The sequence below is a fragment of the Citrobacter sp. Cc139 genome, from assembly GCF_030334645.1.
GTDB classification, from domain to species: domain Bacteria; phylum Pseudomonadota; class Gammaproteobacteria; order Enterobacterales; family Enterobacteriaceae; genus Citrobacter; species Citrobacter werkmanii.
This window is the reverse complement of sequence record NZ_JAOWDM010000095.1, coordinates 48573-67931: the sequence shown is the minus strand read 5'-3', so window position 1 is coordinate 67931 and position 19359 is coordinate 48573. Positions and strand designations below refer to the sequence as shown.

The following is a 19359-nucleotide window of genomic DNA, read 5'->3' as shown; positions in this document are numbered from 1 at the left end:
TTCCCTGTCGCACTATCCTCTGGCGTTATGAAAACCTCCCGACTTCCCATCGCCATCCAGCAAGCCGTTATGCGCAGCCTGCGGGAAAAACTCGCCCAGGCCAATCTCAAGCTGGAACGTCATTACCCGGAGCCAAAGCTGGTTTACCAACAGCACGGAACCGCCGCAGGTACGGCGTGGCTACAAACTTACGAAATCCGCCTCAACCCGGTGCTGCTGATGGAAAACGTCGATGCGTTCGTTAACGAAGTGGTCCCCCATGAACTAGCGCATTTGCTGGTGTGGAAGCACTTTGGCCGCGTCCCGCCGCACGGAAAAGAGTGGAAATGGATGATGGAGAGTGTGCTGGGCGTCCCGGCCCGACGCACGCATCAGTTTGAGCTGCAATCCGTGCAACGTAAAACCTTTGCTTACCGCTGTAAGTGCCAGGAACATCACTTGACCGTTCGCCGCCATAACCGTGTTGTTCGCGGTGAAGCTACCTACCGCTGCGTCCATTGCGGCGAACCACTGGTTGCAGAATAATATTCAGAATTATCAGGAACCTTTCTGATCTCGCTGATTGCATACAAGAACAACTTTCGCTACGTTGCGGGCTCGTTTTGACACGGAGTTCGTGATGTACCGTAATCTTTCTTTTGCCGCAGCCATGTTAGCCGCTGCGTTTTCTGGCCCGGTGTTAGCCGAAGGTATCAACAGTTTTTCTCAGGCGAAAGCAGCAGGCGTCAAAGTTAACGCCGATGCGCCGGGCGATTTCTACTGCGGTTGTAAAATTAACTGGCAAGGTAAAAAAGGGCTCGTTGACCTTGAATCCTGTGGCTATAAAGTGCGAAAAAACGAAAACCGCGCCAGTCGTATCGAATGGGAACATGTTGTCCCTGCCTGGCAGTTTGGCCATCAGCGCCAGTGCTGGCAGGACGGAGGACGTAAAAACTGCGCCAAAGATCCAGTCTATCGCCAGATGGAAAGCGATATGCATAACCTGCAGCCTGCAGTGGGTGAAGTAAATGGCGATCGCGCAAACTTTATGTACAGCCAGTGGAACGGTGGCGAAGGCCAGTATGGGCAGTGCGCCATGAAGGTTGATTTCAAAGAGAAAGTTGCCGAGCCGCCAGCCCGCGCCCGCGGCGCTATCGCACGCACCTATTTTTATATGCGCGACCAATACAACCTGACGCTCTCCCGCCAACAAACCCAGCTTTTTAATGCCTGGAACAAGCAATATCCGGTTACCGACTGGGAGTGTGAGCGCGACGAACGCATTGCGAAGGTACAGGGGAACCATAACCCCTATGTGCAACGCGCTTGCCAGGCGCAAAAGAGCTAACCTACACTAGCGGCAATATTTTTAACCATGCCCTGGCCTTTCGCAGCCCAGGGCCATGACGCGGATGTTTAACTATGCGCATTCCTCGCATTTATCACCCTGAACCACTCGCTTCCGGCAGCCAAATTTCACTGTGTGAAGATGCCGCCAACCATATCGGTCGTGTGCTGCGTATGGGACCAGGCCAGGCGTTACAGCTGTTTGACGGCAGCAATCAAATCTTTGACGCCGAAATCACTCACGCCAGCAAGAAAAGCGTTGACGTGAAGGTGCTTAACGCCGAACTCGACGATCGTGAATCGCCGTTGCACATCCATCTGGGCCAGGTGATGTCGCGCGGCGAAAAAATGGAATTTACTATCCAGAAATCGATCGAACTGGGCGTAAGCCTCATTACGCCACTTTTTTCTGAGCGCTGCGGCGTTAAACTGGACAGTGAACGCCTGAACAAAAAGCTCCAGCAGTGGCAGAAAATCGCCATTGCCGCCTGCGAACAGTGCGGTCGTAACCGGGTGCCTGAAATTCGCCCGGCAATGGATCTGGAAGCATGGTGCGCTGAGCAGGACGAAGGGTTAAAACTGAACCTGCATCCTCGCGCCAGCGCCAGCATCAATACGCTGCCGCTGCCGGTAGAGCGCATCCGCTTGCTGATTGGCCCGGAGGGTGGGCTGTCGGCAGATGAAATTGCCATGACCGCACGTTATCAGTTTACTGATATTCTGTTAGGACCTCGCGTTCTGCGTACTGAGACAACTGCGCTCACCGCCATTACCGCGCTACAGGTGCGTTTTGGCGATCTGGGCTAACGGAGAAGAACAATGATCAAGCTCGGCATCGTGATGGATCCCATCGCAAGCATCAACATCAAGAAGGATTCCAGCTTCGCTATGCTGCTGGAAGCACAACGTCGTGGTTACGAAATTCACTATATGGAGATGGCCGATCTTTATCTGATCAACGGTGAAGCCCGCGCCCGTACGCGGACCCTGAGCGTAGAGCAGAACTACGACAAATGGTATGAGTTCAAGGGCGAGCAGGATCTCCCGCTGGCCGATCTGGATGTGATTCTGATGCGTAAGGATCCGCCATTTGATACTGAGTTCATTTACGCGACCTATATTCTGGAACGTGCAGAAGAAAAAGGGACGTTAATCGTCAACAAACCGCAGAGCCTGCGCGATTGTAACGAAAAACTTTTTACCGCATGGTTTGCCGACCTGACGCCAGAAACGCTGGTCACCCGTAACAAAGCGCAGCTAAAAGCTTTCTGGCAAAAGCACAGCGACATCATTCTCAAGCCGCTGGACGGCATGGGCGGCGCATCTATTTTCCGTGTGAAGGAAGGTGACCCAAACCTCGGCGTCATTGCCGAAACGCTGACCGAACATGGTACTCGCTACTGCATGGCGCAGAACTATTTGCCAGCGATTAAAGACGGCGACAAACGCGTACTGGTTGTGGATGGCGAACCCGTTCCGTACTGCCTGGCGCGTATTCCGCAGGGTGGTGAAACCCGTGGCAACCTGGCCGCCGGTGGTCGTGGCGAGCCGCGTCCATTAACCGACAGCGACTGGGAAATTGCCCGCCGCATTGGGCCCACGCTGAAAGCGAAGGGATTAATTTTTGTCGGTCTGGATATCATTGGCGATCGCCTGACGGAAATTAACGTCACCAGCCCAACCTGTATTCGTGAGATTGAAGCAGAATTCCCGGTTTCAATTACCGGTATGCTGATGGATGCCATTGAGGCACGTTTGCAAAAATAAAAGTACTCGCCGGTAGAAGGGATCCTACCAATACTCATAGTGACAGCGCTCGTATTTGTACGCATACTGGGCGCTGTTGCTTTTTTGAACCAGGAAACAGAACCTCTGACAATGAATTTACAGCATCACTTTCTTATTGCCATGCCTGCTCTCCAGGATCCGATTTTCCGCCGTTCCGTGGTGTATATCTGTGAACACAATGAGAACGGAGCAATGGGGATTATCATCAATAAACCTCTGGAAAACTTACAAATTGAAGGGATTCTGGAAAAGCTGAAAATTACACCTGAAGCACGCGATCCGGCTATTCGTCTGGATAAACCGGTGATGCTCGGCGGACCGCTGGCGGAAGACCGTGGGTTTATTCTGCATACCCCGCCGTCACGCTTTGCATCCAGTATCCGCATTTCAGATAACACCATCATCACCACCTCCCGCGATGTATTAGAAACCTTAGGTACGCAGGAGCAACCCTCTGAGGTGCTGGTTGCGCTAGGCTATTCATCATGGGAAAAAGGCCAGCTCGAACAAGAACTACTGGATAACGCCTGGCTTACGGCCCCCGCCGATCTCAACATCTTGTTTAAAACGCCGATCGCCGACCGCTGGCGCGATGCGGCGAAACTTATCGGGATAGATATCCTTACCATGCCAGGCGTGGCGGGACATGCCTGATGAGCGGAACATTACTCTCTTTCGACTTTGGTACCAAAAGCATTGGCGTTGCGATTGGTCAGCGTATTACTGGTACCGCGAGACCCTTGCCCGCGATCAAAGCACAGGACGGTACGCCGGACTGGAATTTGATTGAACGTCTGCTGAAAGAGTGGCAGCCGGACGAAATCATTGTCGGCTTACCGCTCAATATGGATGGCACCGAACAACCCCTTACCGCACGCGCACGCAAGTTCGCTAACCGTATTCACGGTCGTTTTGGCGTTACCGTGACGTTGCATGATGAGCGTTTGAGTACCGTCGAAGCCCGCTCCGGCCTGTTTGAGCAAGGCGGATACCGGGCACTGAATAAAGGTAAAGTGGACTCCGCTTCTGCCGTTATTATTCTCGAAAGCTATTTCGAGCAGGGCTATTAAAGCCGTCCCTGCGCCTGGCGCTGCTGCAGGCTTTGCGTAAAGGTCTGCATGCCTGTCTGTTGCCCGGTTTGCATTATGCCGGGTAGCTGATGCGTTTTCCCTTCACGGATCAGGTTACCAACGGCGGGCGTGTTGATGAGCAGTTCGAATAGCGCCACGCGTCCTCCCTGCTTATCTTGTTCCAGCTTTTGCGAAAGCACTGCCCGCAGGCTGTCTGCCAGCTGATTACGCACCGGATCTTTCTCCGGTGCAGGAAAGGTATCTACCAGCCGCGCAATAGCCTGAGCCGCCCCTCGCGTGTGTAACGTTGCCAGCACCAGATGCCCGGTTTCCGCAGCCGTTAACGCCAGACGAATGGTTTCCACGTCGCGCAGCTCGCCCAGCAGAATGACATCAGGATCTTCGCGCAGCGCGCCGCGCAAACCGGCGGCGAAAGAAGCGCAGTGTACGCCTACCTCCCGTTGTTGAATGAGACAACGCTGGCTGGTGTAACGATATTCAATGGGATCTTCCAGCGTCAAAATATGTCCCGCGACGTGCTGATTAAGATATGCCACCATCGCCGCCAGGGTCGTTGATTTACCGCTGCCGGTAGCGCCGGTCACCAGAATTAATCCATTTTCACTGTGCAGCAACTCAGGTAAGGCGGCGGGAGTCTGGAGATCATCCAAACATGGGCAATCAAGCGGCAATAGCCTTAGCGCCAGAGAGATCCCCTGCTGATGCACAAATGCGCTCGCACGCAGACGCCGTGAGTTCGTCAGCGTAATGGCAAAATCTATCTGTCCCTGTTTCTGCCACTGTACCTGTTGTTGCTCGCTGAGCCAGCACATCAGCAACGTCTCTACGTCAGGCGTGGTAAACGGCGCGATTTCGACATTTCCGCGTATGCGCCAACGCGCAGGCCATGCATTGCACAGGTGTAGATCCGACACATTATGCTTTACACTAAGGGCCACTATTTCTTCCATATTCATATGAACATCCTCGGAAAATGAACGATATCGCGCATAACCTGGCACATGTCCGGGACAAAATCTCAGCCGCCGCGACGCGTTGCGGGCGGTCTTCAGAAGAAGTTACGTTGCTTGCAGTCAGTAAAACCAAACCTGCGAGCGCCATCGAAGATGCCATTGCCGCAGGTCAGCGAGCCTTCGGTGAAAATTATGTTCAGGAAGGGGTGGATAAAATTCGCTACTTCCGGGAACAAGGCGTCAACGATCTGCAGTGGCACTTTATCGGCCCACTGCAGTCCAACAAAAGCCGTCTGGTCGCTGAACATTTTGACTGGTGTCATACGATTGATCGTCTGCGCATCGCTACCCGTCTGAGCGAACAGCGTCCGGAGGAACTACCGCCGCTGAATGTGCTGATCCAAATTAATATCAGTGATGAGAACAGTAAGTCGGGTATTCCGCTGGCAGAGCTTGATGCACTGGCCGCTGAAGTCGCCGCATTGCCGCGTATTAACCTGCGTGGTCTGATGGCAATTCCGGCGCCTGAGTCAGATTATGTAAGGCAGTTTGAAGTTGCACAGCAAATGGCTGTAGCATTTACCGGGTTGAAAACACGCTACCCAGGCATCGACACCCTCTCACTGGGGATGTCTGATGATATGGATGCCGCAATTGCGGCGGGTAGCACGATGGTGCGCATTGGCACCGCCATTTTTGGTGCTCGTGATTACACTAAAAAATAAGGAAAACTAAGGAACACCATGAATACGTTGACCTTCCTGCTCTCAACGGTAATTGAGCTGTATACCATGGCGCTGCTGCTACGCGTGTGGATGCAATGGTCTCGCTGCGATTTTTACAACCCGTTCTCGCAGTTTATAGTGAAAATCACTCAGCCTGTTATTGGGCCGTTACGCCGTGTGATTCCCCCGATGGGGCCGATTGACAGCGCCTCGGCATTAGTGGCGCTCGTTCTCAGCTTTATCAAAGCCATCGTGCTGTTTAAGGTGGTCACGTTCCAGCCGATCATCTGGATCGCCGCCGTACTGATTGTCCTCAAGACCATCGGACTGCTGATTTTCTGGGTACTGCTGGTGATGGCGATTATGAGCTGGGTCAGTCAGGGCCGCAGCCCTGTTGAATATGTGTTGATCCAACTGGCGGACCCACTGCTGCGCCCTATCCGTCGTATACTCCCGGGCATGGGCGGCATCGATTTCTCACCGATGATTCTGGTTCTGCTGCTCTATGTGATTAACATGGGTATCGCGGAAGTGTTACAGGCGACAGGCAATATGCTGCTGCCGGGGCTGTGGATGGCGCTATGAGTGCCGTTACACCCTGTGACGACGGTCTGGTTTTACGGCTCTACATTCAGCCTAAAGCCAGCCGTGACAGTATTGTGGGTTTGCATGGCGACGAAGTAAAAGTCGCCATTACCGCCCCGCCGGTGGATGGGCAAGCGAACAGCCATCTGGTGAAATTTCTCGGCAAACAGTTCCGTGTGGCAAAAAGCCAGGTCGTTATTGAGAAGGGCGAGCTTGGCCGTCACAAACAGGTTAAAATCATTCATCCGCAACAGATCCCGCCCGAAATTGCGGCACTAACTGATTAGGTATCCCATGCAAAAAGTTGTCCTCGCGACCGGCAATGCCGGTAAAGTGCGTGAACTCGCCTCTCTTCTGAGTGATTTCGGACTTGATGTCGTTGCCCAAACGGATCTGGGTGTTGATTCTGCAGAAGAGACCGGGCTGACGTTTATTGAGAATGCCATTCTGAAGGCGCGTCATGCCGCGCAAATTACCGGACTGCCGGCCATTGCTGATGACTCTGGTCTGGCGGTGAACGCCCTGGGCGGCGCGCCGGGCATCTATTCGGCCCGTTATTCCGGCGAAGATGCGACCGACAGGCAGAACCTGGAAAAACTGCTTCACACCCTGCAGGATGTTCCTGATGACAAGCGCCAGGCACAGTTCCACTGCGTGCTGGTCTATATGCGCCACGCAGACGATCCAACGCCGGTAGTGTGCCACGGAAGCTGGCCGGGTATTATTACCCGTGAACCTGCCGGAAACGGTGGCTTTGGCTACGACCCGATCTTCTTTGTGCCGACTGAAGGGAAAACGGCGGCTGAACTGACCCGTGAAGAGAAAAGTGCAATTTCTCACCGCGGACAGGCGTTGAAGCTGCTGCTGGATGCCCTGCATAATGGTTAAGCTTCCGCCGCTAAGTCTTTATATTCACATCCCGTGGTGCGTGCAAAAATGTCCCTACTGCGACTTTAACTCGCATGCGCTGAAGGGCGACGTTCCTCATGACGACTATGTGCAGCATCTGTTGAGCGATCTGGACTCTGAGGTAGCCCACGCCCAGGGACGTGAAGTAAAGACGATTTTTATCGGTGGCGGTACGCCGAGCCTGCTTTCTGGCCCGGCAATGCAAACGCTGCTCGACGGCGTGCGCGCACGCCTGAAGCTGGCCGCGGATGCAGAAATCACGATGGAGGCGAATCCCGGTACGGTGGAAGCCGATCGCTTTGTTGATTATCAACGCGCTGGCGTAAACCGAATCTCCATTGGCGTACAGAGTTTTAGCGCCGCCAAACTTGAGCGCCTGGGGCGTATTCACGGACCGGAAGAAGCCAAACGTGCCGCGAATCTGGCGAGCGGTCTGGGGCTACGTAGCTTTAATCTCGATCTGATGCACGGCCTGCCGGATCAGACTCTGGAAGAGGCGTTGGGCGATTTGCAACAGGCCATCGCACTCAACCCGCCGCATCTCTCCTGGTATCAGCTGACTATCGAACCCAACACGCTATTTGGTTCACGTCCGCCGGTATTACCGGACGATGACGCGCTGTGGGATATTTTTGAGCAAGGCCACCAGTTGCTGACTGCCGCGGGGTATCAACAGTACGAAACCTCAGCCTATGCGAAACCGGGCTATCAGTGTCAGCACAATCTCAATTACTGGCGTTTTGGCGACTATCTTGGTATTGGCTGCGGCGCGCACGGCAAAATCACGTTCCCGGACGGACGCATCCTGCGCACCACCAAAACGCGGCATCCACGCGGATACATGCAAGGACGTTACCTGGAAAGCCAGCGTGATGTCGCCGAAGCCGACAAGCCGTTCGAGTTCTTTATGAACCGTTTCCGGTTACTGGAGGCCGCGCCGCGTGCAGAATTCACGCAATACACCGGGCTTGACGAAGACGTTATTCGTCGACAGATTGATGCAGCTATCGCCCAGGGTTACCTGAGTGAATGCGATGAATACTGGCAGATTACCCAACACGGTAAGCTGTTTTTGAATTCGCTGCTGGAGCTGTTTCTGGCGGAGTAATACGGTAACGATGTAGGCCGGATAAGGCCTTGAGCCGCCATCCGGCAAATTGCCTGATGGCGCTGCGCTTATCAGGCCTACAGGGTTAGGGCGATAAGCGCAGCCACCTGCATCGATTAATACTGATTAAACATTTCCTGGATCTGCTTAGGATCCTTGGTTTGCGTCAGCGCAAGCTGCAGCAGAACACGCGCTTTTTGCGGGTTCAGAGAACCTGAAGCCACAAAGCCGTATTTCGCATCATCAACTTCAGCATCCTGCGTGGTGGAGCCGGTTGGTACACGGGAGGAACGCACCACGACGGTACCTTTATGCGCGGCAGTGGCCAGCGTATCGAATACCGTTTTATACAAGTTGCCGTTACCTACACCCGCACTGACGATACCCGCATAACCCGCGTCGACCAGCGCTTTGGCTGGCAGATCCGAGGCGTTAGCGTAGTTGTAAACAATCCCCACTTTCGGCAGTTCGGTCAGCTTAGACACATCGAACGGAGTAGACGTGGTGTGCTTACGCGCAGGCGTACGCTGGTAGTCAATCTTGCCGTTATGGATGTAGCCCAGCGGGCCATAGTTAACGGATTTGAAGGTGGCTACATCGGTAGTGTTGGTTTTGGTCACGTCGCGACCATCCATCACGGTGTCGTTCATCACCACCAGCACACCACGGTTGGCAGAGGCTTTGTCTGCAGCCGTCACCACTGCGTTATACAGGTTGAACGGGCCATCGGCGCTCATCCCTGTAGACGGACGCATTGCACCCACCAGCACTACCGGCTTGTTGCACTTGACGGTCAGGTCGAGGAAATAGGCGGTTTCTTCCATGGTATCCGTACCATGTGTCACGACAAAACCGTCGGTTTTATCACACTCGGTGTTAATCTTTTTCGCCAGCGTTAACCAGACGTCGTCATTCATATCCTGAGAGCCGATGTTCACCACCTGCTCGCCTTTAACAACCGCGATGTCTTTCAACTGAGGTACGGCTTCAACCAGATTCTCTACGCCTACCTTGCCTGCCGTGTAGTTAGATTTTGTCGCGGAATCACCACCGCCGGCAATGGTCCCGCCGGTTGCTAAAATAGTGATGTTTGGCAGTGCAAGCGCCGCGCCGCTGAAACCCATAACCAGTGCGGCAAGTGCCGTTTTCTTGAAAAACTCCATGTTATTTCTCCAGTTACTTGAATTTGCAGCATTATGTCTATCTTACAGATGAATAATGTGACGGCCTCCAATTAACCAGATTTATATCTCCATCAAATTGCCATTCTTAGAGATGGATATCAAAAAAACAGAAAGATACAAAATAAAACGGCACAGAATGTTTCTGTGCCGTTAAAAAGAGGTGAAAATTATTTCAGCGTGCTAACCAGCGTTTTACGATCGTTTTCCAGCGTCACGACGCGGGCGCAAACATCTTTGCCAAACTGCTGGAAGTCTTGTTCCTGATTCTTCCATTCGTTCTGAATTGACGTTTGCAAACCACCGAGGCTCCCGAGCACGCCCTGCAGCGGGTTACCGCCGCCTTTGAGCACAGCTTTGGCGCCCATCTCGTTGATGCTGTCCTGCAAAATGCCGCCCATCGCCTGATTCACCAATTGCTGCCCGTCGGCGCGGACCTGGTCAATCGCCTTATAGTGGAAGGTCAGCCCATCAGTACGATGTTCGATGATGCGGTTCATCTGCGCTTTCAATTGCGCATCCAGCTTGGTTAAGCGGCCACGCATGTTGCTGCTTTCACCGACCTCTTTGGCGATGATTTTGTCCAACGCCACGCGACCTTTCTCCACGCGCGCTCTGGCACCTTCATCAATCCACGGCAGGCTGCTACGCAACGCAGCCTGATAATCTTTAGCCTGCTCACGCTGTGCGGCGTTCAGGTTGTACTGCTTACCGTTAAAGGTGACATCGCCGGCCTGGGTAATAACCAAATCGCCGTTTTCGCCTTTCACCTGCACCGTTTGTGGGTTCAAAATCACATCGTCACGTGGGGTGACGCTGCACTGATAATCGGCATGTGCGGCCATCGCCGTGAACGTTAGGACTGCCGCCAGCAGCGTTTTGCGCATCATATCTTTCCCTCAATACAAATCGGGCCGGCATTTGCCGACCCTGTGCTACTTAGTCCCACCAAATATCGAAAAGTTCGCTGGTGCGCACTTCTTCAAGTTTATGCTCTTCCAGCCACTTACGGACGATTGCCTGATGTTCTTCGGTGCATTTGCCGATTTCCTGCAGACAGATCAGACCTTCCCAGGCCAGATAGCCGCTGCCGTCAAAGGCCAGTTTGTTCGGTTCGATAACCTCATCGATAAAGTCATCAACGATTTTATCGACCTGCTCTCCAGATGTACCTTCCGGGAAACGCCATGCAACCGAAAATCCTATTTCCTGGAATTCGTCGATGTGCATTTTTTTACGCAGACGACGGCTACGGTTCTTTGCCATTATTTCACCCTCTCGAACATTAAGTCCCATACGCCATGGCCAAGACGATGACCACGTTGTTCAAATTTGGTTACCGGGCGCGATTGTGGGCGCGGTACATAATCGTTACTCTCTGACTGGTTTTTATACCCGTCGATAGAGGACATCACTTCCAGCATGTGCTCCGCATACGCTTCCCAGTCGGTTGCCATATGGAACACGCCGCCCAGCTTCAGCTTACTTAAGATATGCTCAGCAAACGGTACCTGAACGATACGGCGTTTATTATGACGTGCTTTATGCCACGGGTCAGGGAAAAACAGTTGAACCATAGATAAAGAATTGTCAGGAATCATTTTATGCAGGACTTCAACGGCATCATGGCACATGACACGCAAGTTCTCGACGCCCTCTTCATGGGCTGAAGCCAGACACGCGCCAACGCCCGGCGAGTGAACCTCGATGCCGAGGAAATTCTGTTCGGGACGCGCTTTCGCCATCGCCACCAGCGAAGCCCCCATCCCAAAACCAATTTCAAGCGTGACTGGCGCATCGCGACCAAACAGCGCAGCGAAATCTACAGGCTCTTCGCTGAACTCAACGCCCATCACCGGCCAGTAGTTTTCCAGCGCGTGTTCCTGCCCTTTCGTCAGTCGCCCCTGGCGACGAACAAAACTACGAATCCGGCGCAGAGGGCGGCCGTTTTCATCAAATTCCGGTGAAATGACGTCGTTCTTCATAAAAGTTTAGTCTGCTGTGTTTGAGTTCTGAAAACGGGCATTATCCAAAGTTAGTTGCCGGATGCAAGTAAAGGAAGAAAGTGAGCAGCGGAAAGTTCCGGTTTACACCCCGTTGCCGCTGTGCTGCAATCTTGCCCCCGGCAATAATGAAACGGTAATCATGCAAGCCTCTCAATTTTCAGCTCAGGTTTTGAGCTGGTACGACAAATACGGGCGCAAGACGCTGCCCTGGCAAATTGACAAGACGCCTTACAAAGTATGGCTCTCTGAGGTGATGCTGCAACAAACTCAGGTTGCCACCGTTATCCCCTATTTTGAGCGCTTTATGGCGCGCTTCCCCACGGTAACGGATTTGGCCCATGCGCCGCTGGATGAAGTTCTGCATTTATGGACCGGGCTGGGCTATTACGCCCGTGCGCGTAATCTGCATAAAGCCGCGCAGCAGGTTGTAGCGCTGCATGGCGGTACTTTTCCGCAAACCTTTGATGAGGTCGCCGCCCTGCCAGGCGTTGGACGCTCGACCGCAGGCGCGATCCTTTCACTCTCTCTGGGTCAGCATTTTCCGATTCTTGACGGTAACGTCAAACGCGTGCTGGCTCGCTGTTATGCTGTAAGCGGCTGGCCGGGGAAAAAAGAGGTCGAAAAGAAACTGTGGGAACTGAGCGAGCAGGTTACGCCTGCCCACGGCGTTGAGCGTTTTAACCAGGCGATGATGGATTTAGGCGCTATGGTTTGTACACGTTCAAAGCCTAAATGTTCGCTGTGTCCGCTAGAGAATGGCTGTGTAGCGGCCGCCAATGCAAGCTGGGCGCTGTATCCTGGTAAAAAACCCAAACAGACGTTACCGGAACGTACGGGCTATTTTTTACTGCTGCAGCATGATGGCGAGGTGTTGCTATCACAGCGTCCGCCCAGCGGCTTATGGGGTGGTTTATACTGTTTTCCGCAGTTTGACGACGAAGATGGGCTGCGTAAGTGGCTGGCGCAACGGCAAATTAACACAGATAATCTGATCCAACTTAATGCGTTTCGCCATACCTTTAGCCATTTCCACTTAGATATTGTGCCTATGTGGCTTCCCGTGTCTTCATGCACCTCATGCATGGATGAAGGCAACGCGCTCTGGTATAACTTAGCGCAACCGCCATCTGTTGGGCTGGCGGCTCCCGTGGAGCGTTTGTTACAGCAATTACGTGCCGGTACACAGGTTTAACGTAGCGGTCGAAAGAGAGGATTTTTTATGAGCAGAACGATTTTTTGCACTTTCCTGCAACGCGAAGCAGAAGGTCAGGATTTTCAGCTGTACCCAGGCGATCTGGGAAAACGCATTTATAACGAGATTTCTAAAGAAGCCTGGGCGCAATGGCAGCACAAGCAAACCATGCTGATTAACGAGAAGAAACTCAATATGATGAACGTCGAGCACCGTAAACTGCTGGAGCAGGAGATGATCAACTTCCTGTTTGAGGGTAAGGACGTGCATATTGAAGGCTATACACCAGAGTCATAAGAACCGTTGCCGGATGGCGCTGCGCTTATCCGGCTGACGATTTAATCTGGTCCTTGCATATAACAAACACAACACGCACTCCCGGAATGATGAAAAAATATCTCGCGCTTGCCGTTATTGCGCCGTTGCTCATCTCCTGTTCCAGTTCGACCAAAAAAGGCGATTCCTATAACGAAGCCTGGGTCAAGGATACCAACGGTTTTGATATTCTGATGGGGCAATTTGCCCATAACATTGAGAATCTGTGGGGATTTAAGGAAGTGCTGATTGCGGGTCCGAAGGACTACGTAAAGTATACCGATCAGTACCAAACCCGCAGCCACATCAACTTTGATGACGGTACGATAACCGTCGAGACCATTGCCGGAACAGATCCTGCCGGGCACCTGCGTCGGGCGATTATCAAGACGTTGCTGATGGGCGATGATCCGGGTTCTATCGATCTCTATTCCGATGTCGACGACATTAAGATTTCCAAAGAGCCGTTCCTGTACGGACAGGTGGTCGATAATACCGGCCAGCCAATTCGTTGGGAGGGACGTGCCACCAACTTTGCCAACTACCTGCTGCAAACGCGACTTAAAAGCCGCAGCAATGGCCTGCGTATCATTTATAGCGTAACGATCAATCTGGTACCAAACCACCTTGATAAGCGCGCGCATAAATACATCGGCATGGTGCGTCAGGCATCGCGTAAGTATGGCGTTGACGAGTCGCTGATTCTGGCCATCATGCAAACCGAATCCTCGTTTAACCCGTATGCGGTCAGCCATGCCGATGCGCTGGGACTGATGCAGGTGGTACAACACAGCGCCGGGAAAGATGTGTTCCGCTCGCAAGGGCGCTCAGGCGCACCTAGCCGCAGCTTCCTGTTTGACCCGGCCAGCAACATTGATACCGGCACGGCTTATCTGGCCATGCTCAACAATGTCTATTTGGGCGGCATTGATAATCCAACCTCGCGTCGCTATGCGGTGATCACCGCGTATAACGGCGGTGCCGGCAGCGTGCTGCGCGTGTTCTCGAATGATAAAATTCAGGCCGCGAATATCATTAACAGCATGTCCCCTGGGGACGTTTATCAAATCCTGACCACCCGACACCCATCAGCTGAATCACGCCGATACCTTTACAAGGTCAATTCCGCACAAAAATCATATCGACGCCGCTAATGTATCCCTCTTCTGTCCCCTTAAACGAGGTTCAGAAGAGGGAAAAGTGTTAACTCCATCACTCTTTTGCCTTGCAATTAGAAATTGTTTGCAAATATTTGTCACAGGTAACAAAAAAAGAGTACTGCTCGTTGATAGAATCACATCATATAGCCACGGCAAATGTGCCTTTTAAAACATTCATCCGCATTACGGTGTGAGGAAATTAACATGAATCTTAAGCTGCAGCTGAAAGTTCTCTCGTTTCTGCAGTTCTGCTTATGGGGTAGTTGGCTGACTACTCTCGGCTCCTATATGTTTGTCACCCTTAAATTCGATGGTGCATCCATTGGCGCAGTGTATAGCTCGCTGGGGATCGCCGCCGTGTTTATGCCGACGCTGTTAGGGATCGTGGCCGACAAATGGGTCAGTGCGAAATGGGTATACACCATTTGTCACCTGGTCGGTGCCGCAACGCTGTTCGCCGCAGCCGAAGTCACCACGCCAGGCGCCATGTTCTTTGTGATTTTGCTTAACTCGCTGGCCTATATGCCAACGCTGGGGCTCATCAACACCATCTCCTACTATCGTCTGCAATCAGCCGGGATGGATATCGTTACCGATTTCCCGCCAATTCGTATCTGGGGCACCATCGGCTTTATCATGGCGATGTGGGGCGTAAGCTTCTCCGGCTTTGAACTGAGCCATATGCAGCTGTATATCGGTGCGACGTTGTCTGTGGTACTGGCGCTGTTCACTCTGACGCTGCCGCATATTCCGGTCGCCAATCAGCAGAAAAACCAGAGCTGGTCGTCTATGCTGGGTCTGGATGCCTTTGCGCTGTTTAAAAACAAGCGCATGGCGATTTTCTTCATCTTCTCAATGATGCTGGGCGCGGAGCTGCAGATTACCAATATGTTTGGTAATACCTTCCTGCACAGCTTCGACAACAACCCGCTGTTCTCTGGTAGCTTTATCGTTGAACACGCATCGGTGATGATGTCGATTTCACAGATTTCTGAGACCCTGTTTATCCTGACCATCCCATTCTTCTTAAGTCGTTACGGTATTAAGAACGTGATGCTGATCAGTATCGTCGCGTGGATGCTGCGCTTCGGTCTGTTTGCCTACGGCGATCCGACGCCGTTCGGTACCGTACTGCTGGTTCTGTCGATGATTGTTTACGGCTGCGCCTTCGACTTCTTCAACATCTCTGGCTCCGTGTTCGTGGAGAAAGAAGTTCGCCCTGAAATTCGTGCCAGCGCACAGGGTATGTTCCTGATGATGACCAACGGCTTCGGTTGTATTCTGGGCGGTCTGGTGAGCGGCAAAGTGGTTGAACACTACACGCTGAACGGTATTACCGACTGGCAGACCGTGTGGCTAATCTTCGCAGGTTACTCGCTGGTTCTGGCATTTGCCTTCGTTGCGCTGTTTAAATACAAACACGTGCGCGTTCCGGCAGGCACGCAGACCATCGCACACTAATCTTTATAATGAAAGAAGGTCACCTGATGGTGACCTTCTTTTTGGCCAGATGGCGCTTATTTCACAACATATCCATACAGACGCTTAATACCGTCTGCATCCGTCTCACTGTAAACGCCTTGCAGCTCCGGCGAGAAGCCAGGCAGCAGGTTTACACCCTCTTCCAGCGCCAGGAAGTATTGTTGCACCGCCCCGCCCCAGACTTCGCCAGGCACCACGCACAGCACGCCCGGAGGATAAGGCAGCGCACCTTCCGCCGCAATGCGGCCAGCAGCATCACAAATACGCACCAGTTCAACATCACCACGAATAAAAGCGCTGTTGGCATCCTGCGGATTCATCGCCACGGCAGGCAGACTCTCCTGACGGAACATCGCTTTTTGCAGATCTTTCACATCAAAGCTGACGTACAGTGAGTGCATCTCCTGACACAGTTCACGCAGCGTGTAATCCCGGTAGCGCACCGGATACTTGTTGAAGATAGTGGGCAGCACTTCAGCCAGCGGCGTGTCGTTCTCAATGTGCTGTTCAAACTGCGCCAGCATCGCCACCAGTTGCGCCATTTTCTCTGCGCTTTCAGCCGGGGTCAGCAGGAACAGAATCGAGTTGAGGTCGCATTTCTCCGGCACAATGCCGTTTTCACGCAGGTAATGCGCCAGAATCGTCGCCGGAATACCAAACTCAGTATATTGCCCGGTTTGCGCATCAATGCCCGGGGTAGTTAACAACAGCTTGCAGGGATCGACAAAATACTGGTCGCGCGCGTAACCGGAAAAACCATGCCACTTCGCGCCAGGCTCAAAGCTAAAGAAGCGACGCTCGCTGGCAATCACCGCCGTTGGATAGGTTTCCCACGGTTTGCCATCAACCACCGGGGGAATAAACGGCTGAATCATCTTACAGCGAGCAATTATCGCTTTACGGGCCTCGATTCCCAGCGCCACGCACTCCGCCCATAGCCGACGACCGCTCTCGCCTTCATGAATTTTGGCGTTAATGTCCAACGCCGCAAACAGCGGATAAAACGGACTGGTGGAAGCATGCAGCATAAACGCGTTGTTCAGCCGCTTATGCGGGCAGAACCGCGCCTGGCCGCGAATGTGGTTATCCTTTTTGTGGATCTGCGAGGTTTGCGAAAACCCAGCCTGTTGTTTGTGTACTGACTGCGTCACAAAGATCCCCGGATCGTTAGCATTAAGCTCCAACAGCAACGGTGAGCTATCGGCCATCATCGGGATAAATTGCTCGTAGCCGACCCATGCGGAATCAAACAGGATGTAATCACACAGGCTACCGATCTTGTCGATCACCTGCCGGGCGTTGTAGATCGTGCCGTCATAAGTGCCGAGTTGAATGATCGCCAGACGGAACGGACGCGGCTGGTCAGCCTTTTGTGGCGCAACTTCACGGATCTGCTGACGCAGGTACTGCTCATCAAAGCAGTGCTCATCAATGCCGCCGATAAAACCAAACGGATTACGCGCCGCTTCCAGATAAACCGGCGTTGCACCCGCCTGGATCAGCGCGCCGTGGTGGTTCGACTTATGGTTGTTACGGTCAAAAAGCACCAGATCCCCACGCGTCAGCAGCGCATTGGTTACCACTTTATTGGCCGCAGAGGTTCCGTTCAGCACAAAGTAGGTTTTATCCGCGTGGAAAACTTTCGCGGCAAATTTCTGCGCATGTTTCGCTGACCCTTCATGAATCAGCAGATCGCCAAGCTTAACGTCAGCGTTGCACATGTCCGCACGAAACAGATTCTCACCAAAGAATTCGTAGAAATGCCGCCCCGCAGGATGCTTCTTAAAAAACTCACCGTGTTGGTGTCCCGGGCAGGCAAACGTGCTGTTCCCCATTTCGACATACTGGGTCAGCGTGTCGTAGAACGGCGGCAGTAGATCGTCTTCATACTGACAGGCAGCAGTCTCCAGCTCCAGCCACTCCTGAGCCTGACCACGAATGACCGCATTGACTCCCGCTGGCACCTCCACATCGGATTCCGCGAACAGAAACACGGGTAAATGAAAACCTGTGCGTTTAAGCAAAGCAAGGATCCCACTGCGGCTGTCCGCAACGGTAATGACGACTGCCGCAACGTCAGTAAAATCGGTACTGTCCAGCGAGACTACCTGACGATGGCTGGACAGACGAGAGACCAGTTCACCACTGGCGGCAATTTTCATTGATTTCATAAGCGCAATAACCCGTTTCGGGAAAATCAAAAGTCCCGGCAAAGCCGCACTGCTTTGCCCACGAAATGACAGGTCAAACTGGTTACCAGCCCCGACCGCCAGACATCAGTAAAAGCAGATAGCCTCTGATCTTACTGTTATCCTGCAGTGAGCGTGCGCTTACCTCACCGCATGGTGGAAGCGTGAAGATATATTGCAGGAAGGGGCAAGCGTCGCGCAAAAAGGCGATATGGAAGGCGATGTAGGGGGAATAATTTCATCCCAGGCAGCCCCATTCAGACAGGAGAAAATTCGCGCAATCATGGCACCTTTCACTGACAGGCGCAAGATAAAATCCGGAGCTAAAACCTCACAGATAAACAAACATTTTGTCTGAAATTAGCGGCATAATAATGCAATCTGAAACATAATTTCACCCAGTCAATTGCCTTCAGGATCAAGACGATAATGGGTATGCAGGAGCAAACGTGGTAATCGGACCCTTTATTAATGGCGGCGCCATTTTATTTGGCGGCGTTTTCGGCGCACTACTTAGCCAGCATTTACCGGAGCGCATTCGGGTCTCGATGACCTCCATATTCGGCCTGTGCTCTTTGGGAATTGGTATCTTGCTGGTTATCAAATGCGCCAACCTGCCGGTAATGGTTCTGGCAACGCTGGTTGGCGCGTTAATTGGCGAATTCTGTCATCTGGAGAAAGGGATTAACGCCGCCGTAGCCAAAGCACAGCAGCTTTTCACCCGTTCGGACGCCAACGCAACGCATGAATCATTTATCCAAAGTTACGTGGCCATCATCGTGCTGTTTTGCGCCAGCGGAACCGGGATCTTCGGGGCGATACATGAAGGCATGACCGGCGATCCAAATATATTAATTGCGAAATCGTTTCTTGATTTCTTCACGGCCATCATTTTTGCCTGTTCGCTGGGGATCGCGGTCTCTGCCATTTGTGTGCCGATGCTGGCAATCCAGTTGACGCTTGCCGCCTGCGCGGCGCTGATTTTACCCCTGACCACGCCTGCGATGATGGCTGATTTCAGCGCTGTAGGCGGACTATTGCTGCTGGCAACCGGTTTACGTATTTGCGGCATCAAAATGTTTGCCGTTGTAAATATGCTTCCGGCCCTGCTGCTGGCAATGCCGCTTTCCGCCGCGTGGACGGCATTTTTTGCCTGAGAATGCGTGCAATAGCAGCAATGTGGTGATAGATTGTGCAGTCTGCATTGATTTGAAGAAATTTCGTTGACGAAGCGAAGCGAATCGGGTTTAATGCGCCTCGTTGCCCGGATAGCTCAGTCGGTAGAGCAGGGGATTGAAAATCCCCGTGTCCTTGGTTCGATTCCGAGTCCGGGCACCAAATTCATATCA

Annotated in this window: 22 protein-coding genes and 1 tRNA gene; 17 read left to right on the top strand and 6 right to left on the bottom strand. The window is 52.8% G+C overall.

Translation table 11 applies throughout. The features are described 5' to 3' along the window. Window positions 1-27 precede the first annotated feature (27 nt). From OGV69_RS23660 to ruvX, 6 genes are all read left to right on the top strand, one after another. Window positions 28-525, top strand: coding sequence for a SprT family zinc-dependent metalloprotease (locus OGV69_RS23660; protein ID WP_069324802.1), 498 nt, complete (start codon window positions 28-30; stop codon window positions 523-525). 94 nt (window positions 526-619) lie between these two features. After that, the gene (gene endA, locus OGV69_RS23655) at window positions 620-1327 is read left to right on the top strand and encodes a deoxyribonuclease I (protein ID WP_038633590.1); all 708 of its coding nucleotides are present in this window, start codon (window positions 620-622) and stop codon (window positions 1325-1327) included. 74 nt (window positions 1328-1401) lie between these two features. Continuing rightward, window positions 1402-2133, top strand: coding sequence for a 16S rRNA (uracil(1498)-N(3))-methyltransferase (gene rsmE / locus OGV69_RS23650; RefSeq protein ID WP_038633593.1), 732 nt, complete (start codon window positions 1402-1404; stop codon window positions 2131-2133). 12 nt (window positions 2134-2145) lie between these two features. Further along, window positions 2146-3093 carry a glutathione synthase gene (gene gshB, locus OGV69_RS23645; protein WP_038633598.1) on the top strand — a complete coding sequence of 316 codons (948 nt, stop codon included), beginning with the start codon at window positions 2146-2148 and terminating at the stop codon, window positions 3091-3093. 111 nt (window positions 3094-3204) lie between these two features. After that, window positions 3205-3768, top strand: a complete 564-nt coding sequence (locus OGV69_RS23640; protein ID WP_032940453.1) for a YqgE/AlgH family protein — start codon at window positions 3205-3207, stop codon at window positions 3766-3768. After that, window positions 3768-4184 (top strand): Holliday junction resolvase RuvX, encoded by a 417-nt coding sequence (ruvX, locus tag OGV69_RS23635; RefSeq protein ID WP_038633601.1) that lies wholly within the window; start codon window positions 3768-3770, stop codon window positions 4182-4184. The genes OGV69_RS23640 and ruvX overlap by 1 nt, the downstream gene beginning before the upstream one ends. Here ruvX and OGV69_RS23630 read toward each other — a convergent pair. Then, window positions 4181-5161, bottom strand: a complete 981-nt coding sequence (locus OGV69_RS23630) for a type IV pilus twitching motility protein PilT (protein WP_069324801.1) — start codon at window positions 5159-5161, stop codon at window positions 4181-4183. The two genes, ruvX and OGV69_RS23630, sit on opposite strands and share 4 nt — an antisense overlap. A gap of 17 nt (window positions 5162-5178) precedes the next feature. Between OGV69_RS23630 and OGV69_RS23625 the strand changes: the two genes are divergently transcribed. The 5 genes from OGV69_RS23625 to hemW are packed head-to-tail and all read left to right on the top strand — an operon-like array spanning window position 5179 to window position 8485. Further along, complete coding sequence (locus tag OGV69_RS23625) at window positions 5179-5883, top strand: YggS family pyridoxal phosphate-dependent enzyme (protein ID WP_069324800.1); 705 nt, start codon at window positions 5179-5181, stop codon at window positions 5881-5883. An 18-nt stretch (window positions 5884-5901) separates the two neighbouring features. After that, on the top strand, window positions 5902-6468 hold the full coding sequence (locus OGV69_RS23620) for a YggT family protein (protein WP_038633609.1): 567 nt from the start codon (window positions 5902-5904) through the stop codon (window positions 6466-6468). Continuing rightward, window positions 6465-6755, top strand: a complete 291-nt coding sequence (gene yggU / locus OGV69_RS23615) for a DUF167 family protein YggU (protein WP_003027101.1) — start codon at window positions 6465-6467, stop codon at window positions 6753-6755. Before OGV69_RS23620 ends, yggU begins: the two co-directional genes overlap by 4 nt. 7 nt (window positions 6756-6762) lie before the next feature. After that, a complete protein-coding gene (locus tag OGV69_RS23610; protein WP_069324799.1) occupies window positions 6763-7356 on the top strand; it encodes an XTP/dITP diphosphatase in 594 nt (197 codons plus the stop codon). Next, entirely contained in the window at window positions 7349-8485 is a 1137-nt protein-coding gene (gene hemW, locus OGV69_RS23605; protein ID WP_069324798.1) for a radical SAM family heme chaperone HemW, read from the top strand. The genes OGV69_RS23610 and hemW overlap by 8 nt, the downstream gene beginning before the upstream one ends. Before the next feature lie 116 nt (window positions 8486-8601). Here hemW and ansB read toward each other — a convergent pair whose 3' ends face one another. The 4 genes from ansB to trmB form a co-directional block, all read right to left on the bottom strand. After that, a complete protein-coding gene (gene ansB, locus OGV69_RS23600) occupies window positions 8602-9648 on the bottom strand; it encodes an L-asparaginase 2 (RefSeq protein ID WP_038633619.1) in 1047 nt (348 codons plus the stop codon). Between the two features lie 188 nt (window positions 9649-9836). Then, on the bottom strand, window positions 9837-10556 hold the full coding sequence (locus OGV69_RS23595; protein WP_038633622.1) for a YggN family protein: 720 nt from the start codon (window positions 10554-10556) through the stop codon (window positions 9837-9839). Window positions 10557-10605: 49 nt separating this feature from the next. After that, a complete protein-coding gene (locus OGV69_RS23590) occupies window positions 10606-10932 on the bottom strand; it encodes a YggL family protein (protein WP_038633626.1) in 327 nt (108 codons plus the stop codon). Next, window positions 10932-11651: a tRNA (guanosine(46)-N7)-methyltransferase TrmB gene (gene trmB / locus OGV69_RS23585; RefSeq protein ID WP_038633629.1), complete on the bottom strand. Its 720-nt coding sequence runs from the start codon at window positions 11649-11651 to the stop codon at window positions 10932-10934. Before trmB ends, OGV69_RS23590 begins: the two co-directional genes overlap by 1 nt. Window positions 11652-11811: 160 nt before the next feature. Here trmB and mutY point away from each other — a divergent pair, with 160 nt between their 5' ends. The 4 genes from mutY (at window position 11812) to OGV69_RS23565 (ending at window position 15800) form a co-directional block, all read left to right on the top strand. Then, the gene (mutY, locus tag OGV69_RS23580; protein WP_069324843.1) at window positions 11812-12864 is read left to right on the top strand and encodes an A/G-specific adenine glycosylase; all 1053 of its coding nucleotides are present in this window, start codon (window positions 11812-11814) and stop codon (window positions 12862-12864) included. Between the two features lie 27 nt (window positions 12865-12891). Then, window positions 12892-13161: an oxidative damage protection protein gene (locus OGV69_RS23575; RefSeq protein ID WP_003027126.1), complete on the top strand. Its 270-nt coding sequence runs from the start codon at window positions 12892-12894 to the stop codon at window positions 13159-13161. Window positions 13162-13247: 86 nt separating this feature from the next. Then, entirely contained in the window at window positions 13248-14333 is a 1086-nt protein-coding gene (gene mltC / locus OGV69_RS23570) for a membrane-bound lytic murein transglycosylase MltC (RefSeq protein WP_141700246.1), read from the top strand. Window positions 14334-14543: 210 nt separating this feature from the next. Next, window positions 14544-15800 carry a nucleoside permease gene (locus OGV69_RS23565; protein ID WP_069324795.1) on the top strand — a complete coding sequence of 419 codons (1257 nt, stop codon included), beginning with the start codon at window positions 14544-14546 and terminating at the stop codon, window positions 15798-15800. A 56-nt stretch (window positions 15801-15856) separates the two neighbouring features. On the opposite strand, the gene OGV69_RS23560 is transcribed toward OGV69_RS23565, so the two are convergent. Further along, window positions 15857-17992: an ornithine decarboxylase gene (locus tag OGV69_RS23560; RefSeq protein WP_069324794.1), complete on the bottom strand. Its 2136-nt coding sequence runs from the start codon at window positions 17990-17992 to the stop codon at window positions 15857-15859. A gap of 467 nt (window positions 17993-18459) precedes the next feature. Between OGV69_RS23560 and OGV69_RS23555 the strand changes: the two genes are divergently transcribed. After that, a complete protein-coding gene (locus OGV69_RS23555) occupies window positions 18460-19167 on the top strand; it encodes a DUF554 domain-containing protein (protein ID WP_038633642.1) in 708 nt (235 codons plus the stop codon). 105 nt (window positions 19168-19272) lie between these two features. Continuing rightward, a tRNA-Phe gene (locus OGV69_RS23550) sits at window positions 19273-19348 on the top strand. Window positions 19349-19359: the final 11 nt, after the last annotated feature.

Excerpts from the sequence above, each read along its gene's own strand:
- OGV69_RS23660 (WP_069324802.1), top strand. The coding sequence starts at position 28 with ATGAAAACCTCCCGACTTCCCATCGCCATCCAGCAAGCCGTTATGCGC.
- endA (WP_038633590.1), top strand. The coding sequence starts at position 620 with ATGTACCGTAATCTTTCTTTTGCCGCAGCCATGTTAGCCGCTGCGTTT.
- rsmE (WP_038633593.1), top strand. The coding sequence starts at position 1,402 with ATGCGCATTCCTCGCATTTATCACCCTGAACCACTCGCTTCCGGCAGC.
- gshB (WP_038633598.1), top strand. The coding sequence starts at position 2,146 with ATGATCAAGCTCGGCATCGTGATGGATCCCATCGCAAGCATCAACATC.
- OGV69_RS23640 (WP_032940453.1), top strand. The coding sequence starts at position 3,205 with ATGAATTTACAGCATCACTTTCTTATTGCCATGCCTGCTCTCCAGGAT.
- ruvX (WP_038633601.1), top strand. The coding sequence starts at position 3,768 with ATGAGCGGAACATTACTCTCTTTCGACTTTGGTACCAAAAGCATTGGC.
- OGV69_RS23630 (WP_069324801.1), bottom strand. The coding sequence starts at position 5,161 with ATGAATATGGAAGAAATAGTGGCCCTTAGTGTAAAGCATAATGTGTCG.
- OGV69_RS23625 (WP_069324800.1), top strand. The coding sequence starts at position 5,179 with ATGAACGATATCGCGCATAACCTGGCACATGTCCGGGACAAAATCTCA.
- OGV69_RS23620 (WP_038633609.1), top strand. The coding sequence starts at position 5,902 with ATGAATACGTTGACCTTCCTGCTCTCAACGGTAATTGAGCTGTATACC.
- yggU (WP_003027101.1), top strand. The coding sequence starts at position 6,465 with ATGAGTGCCGTTACACCCTGTGACGACGGTCTGGTTTTACGGCTCTAC.
- OGV69_RS23610 (WP_069324799.1), top strand. The coding sequence starts at position 6,763 with ATGCAAAAAGTTGTCCTCGCGACCGGCAATGCCGGTAAAGTGCGTGAA.
- hemW (WP_069324798.1), top strand. The coding sequence starts at position 7,349 with ATGGTTAAGCTTCCGCCGCTAAGTCTTTATATTCACATCCCGTGGTGC.
- ansB (WP_038633619.1), bottom strand. The coding sequence starts at position 9,648 with ATGGAGTTTTTCAAGAAAACGGCACTTGCCGCACTGGTTATGGGTTTC.
- OGV69_RS23595 (WP_038633622.1), bottom strand. The coding sequence starts at position 10,556 with ATGATGCGCAAAACGCTGCTGGCGGCAGTCCTAACGTTCACGGCGATG.
- OGV69_RS23590 (WP_038633626.1), bottom strand. The coding sequence starts at position 10,932 with ATGGCAAAGAACCGTAGCCGTCGTCTGCGTAAAAAAATGCACATCGAC.
- trmB (WP_038633629.1), bottom strand. The coding sequence starts at position 11,651 with ATGAAGAACGACGTCATTTCACCGGAATTTGATGAAAACGGCCGCCCT.
- mutY (WP_069324843.1), top strand. The coding sequence starts at position 11,812 with ATGCAAGCCTCTCAATTTTCAGCTCAGGTTTTGAGCTGGTACGACAAA.
- OGV69_RS23575 (WP_003027126.1), top strand. The coding sequence starts at position 12,892 with ATGAGCAGAACGATTTTTTGCACTTTCCTGCAACGCGAAGCAGAAGGT.
- mltC (WP_141700246.1), top strand. The coding sequence starts at position 13,248 with ATGATGAAAAAATATCTCGCGCTTGCCGTTATTGCGCCGTTGCTCATC.
- OGV69_RS23565 (WP_069324795.1), top strand. The coding sequence starts at position 14,544 with ATGAATCTTAAGCTGCAGCTGAAAGTTCTCTCGTTTCTGCAGTTCTGC.
- OGV69_RS23560 (WP_069324794.1), bottom strand. The coding sequence starts at position 17,992 with ATGAAATCAATGAAAATTGCCGCCAGTGGTGAACTGGTCTCTCGTCTG.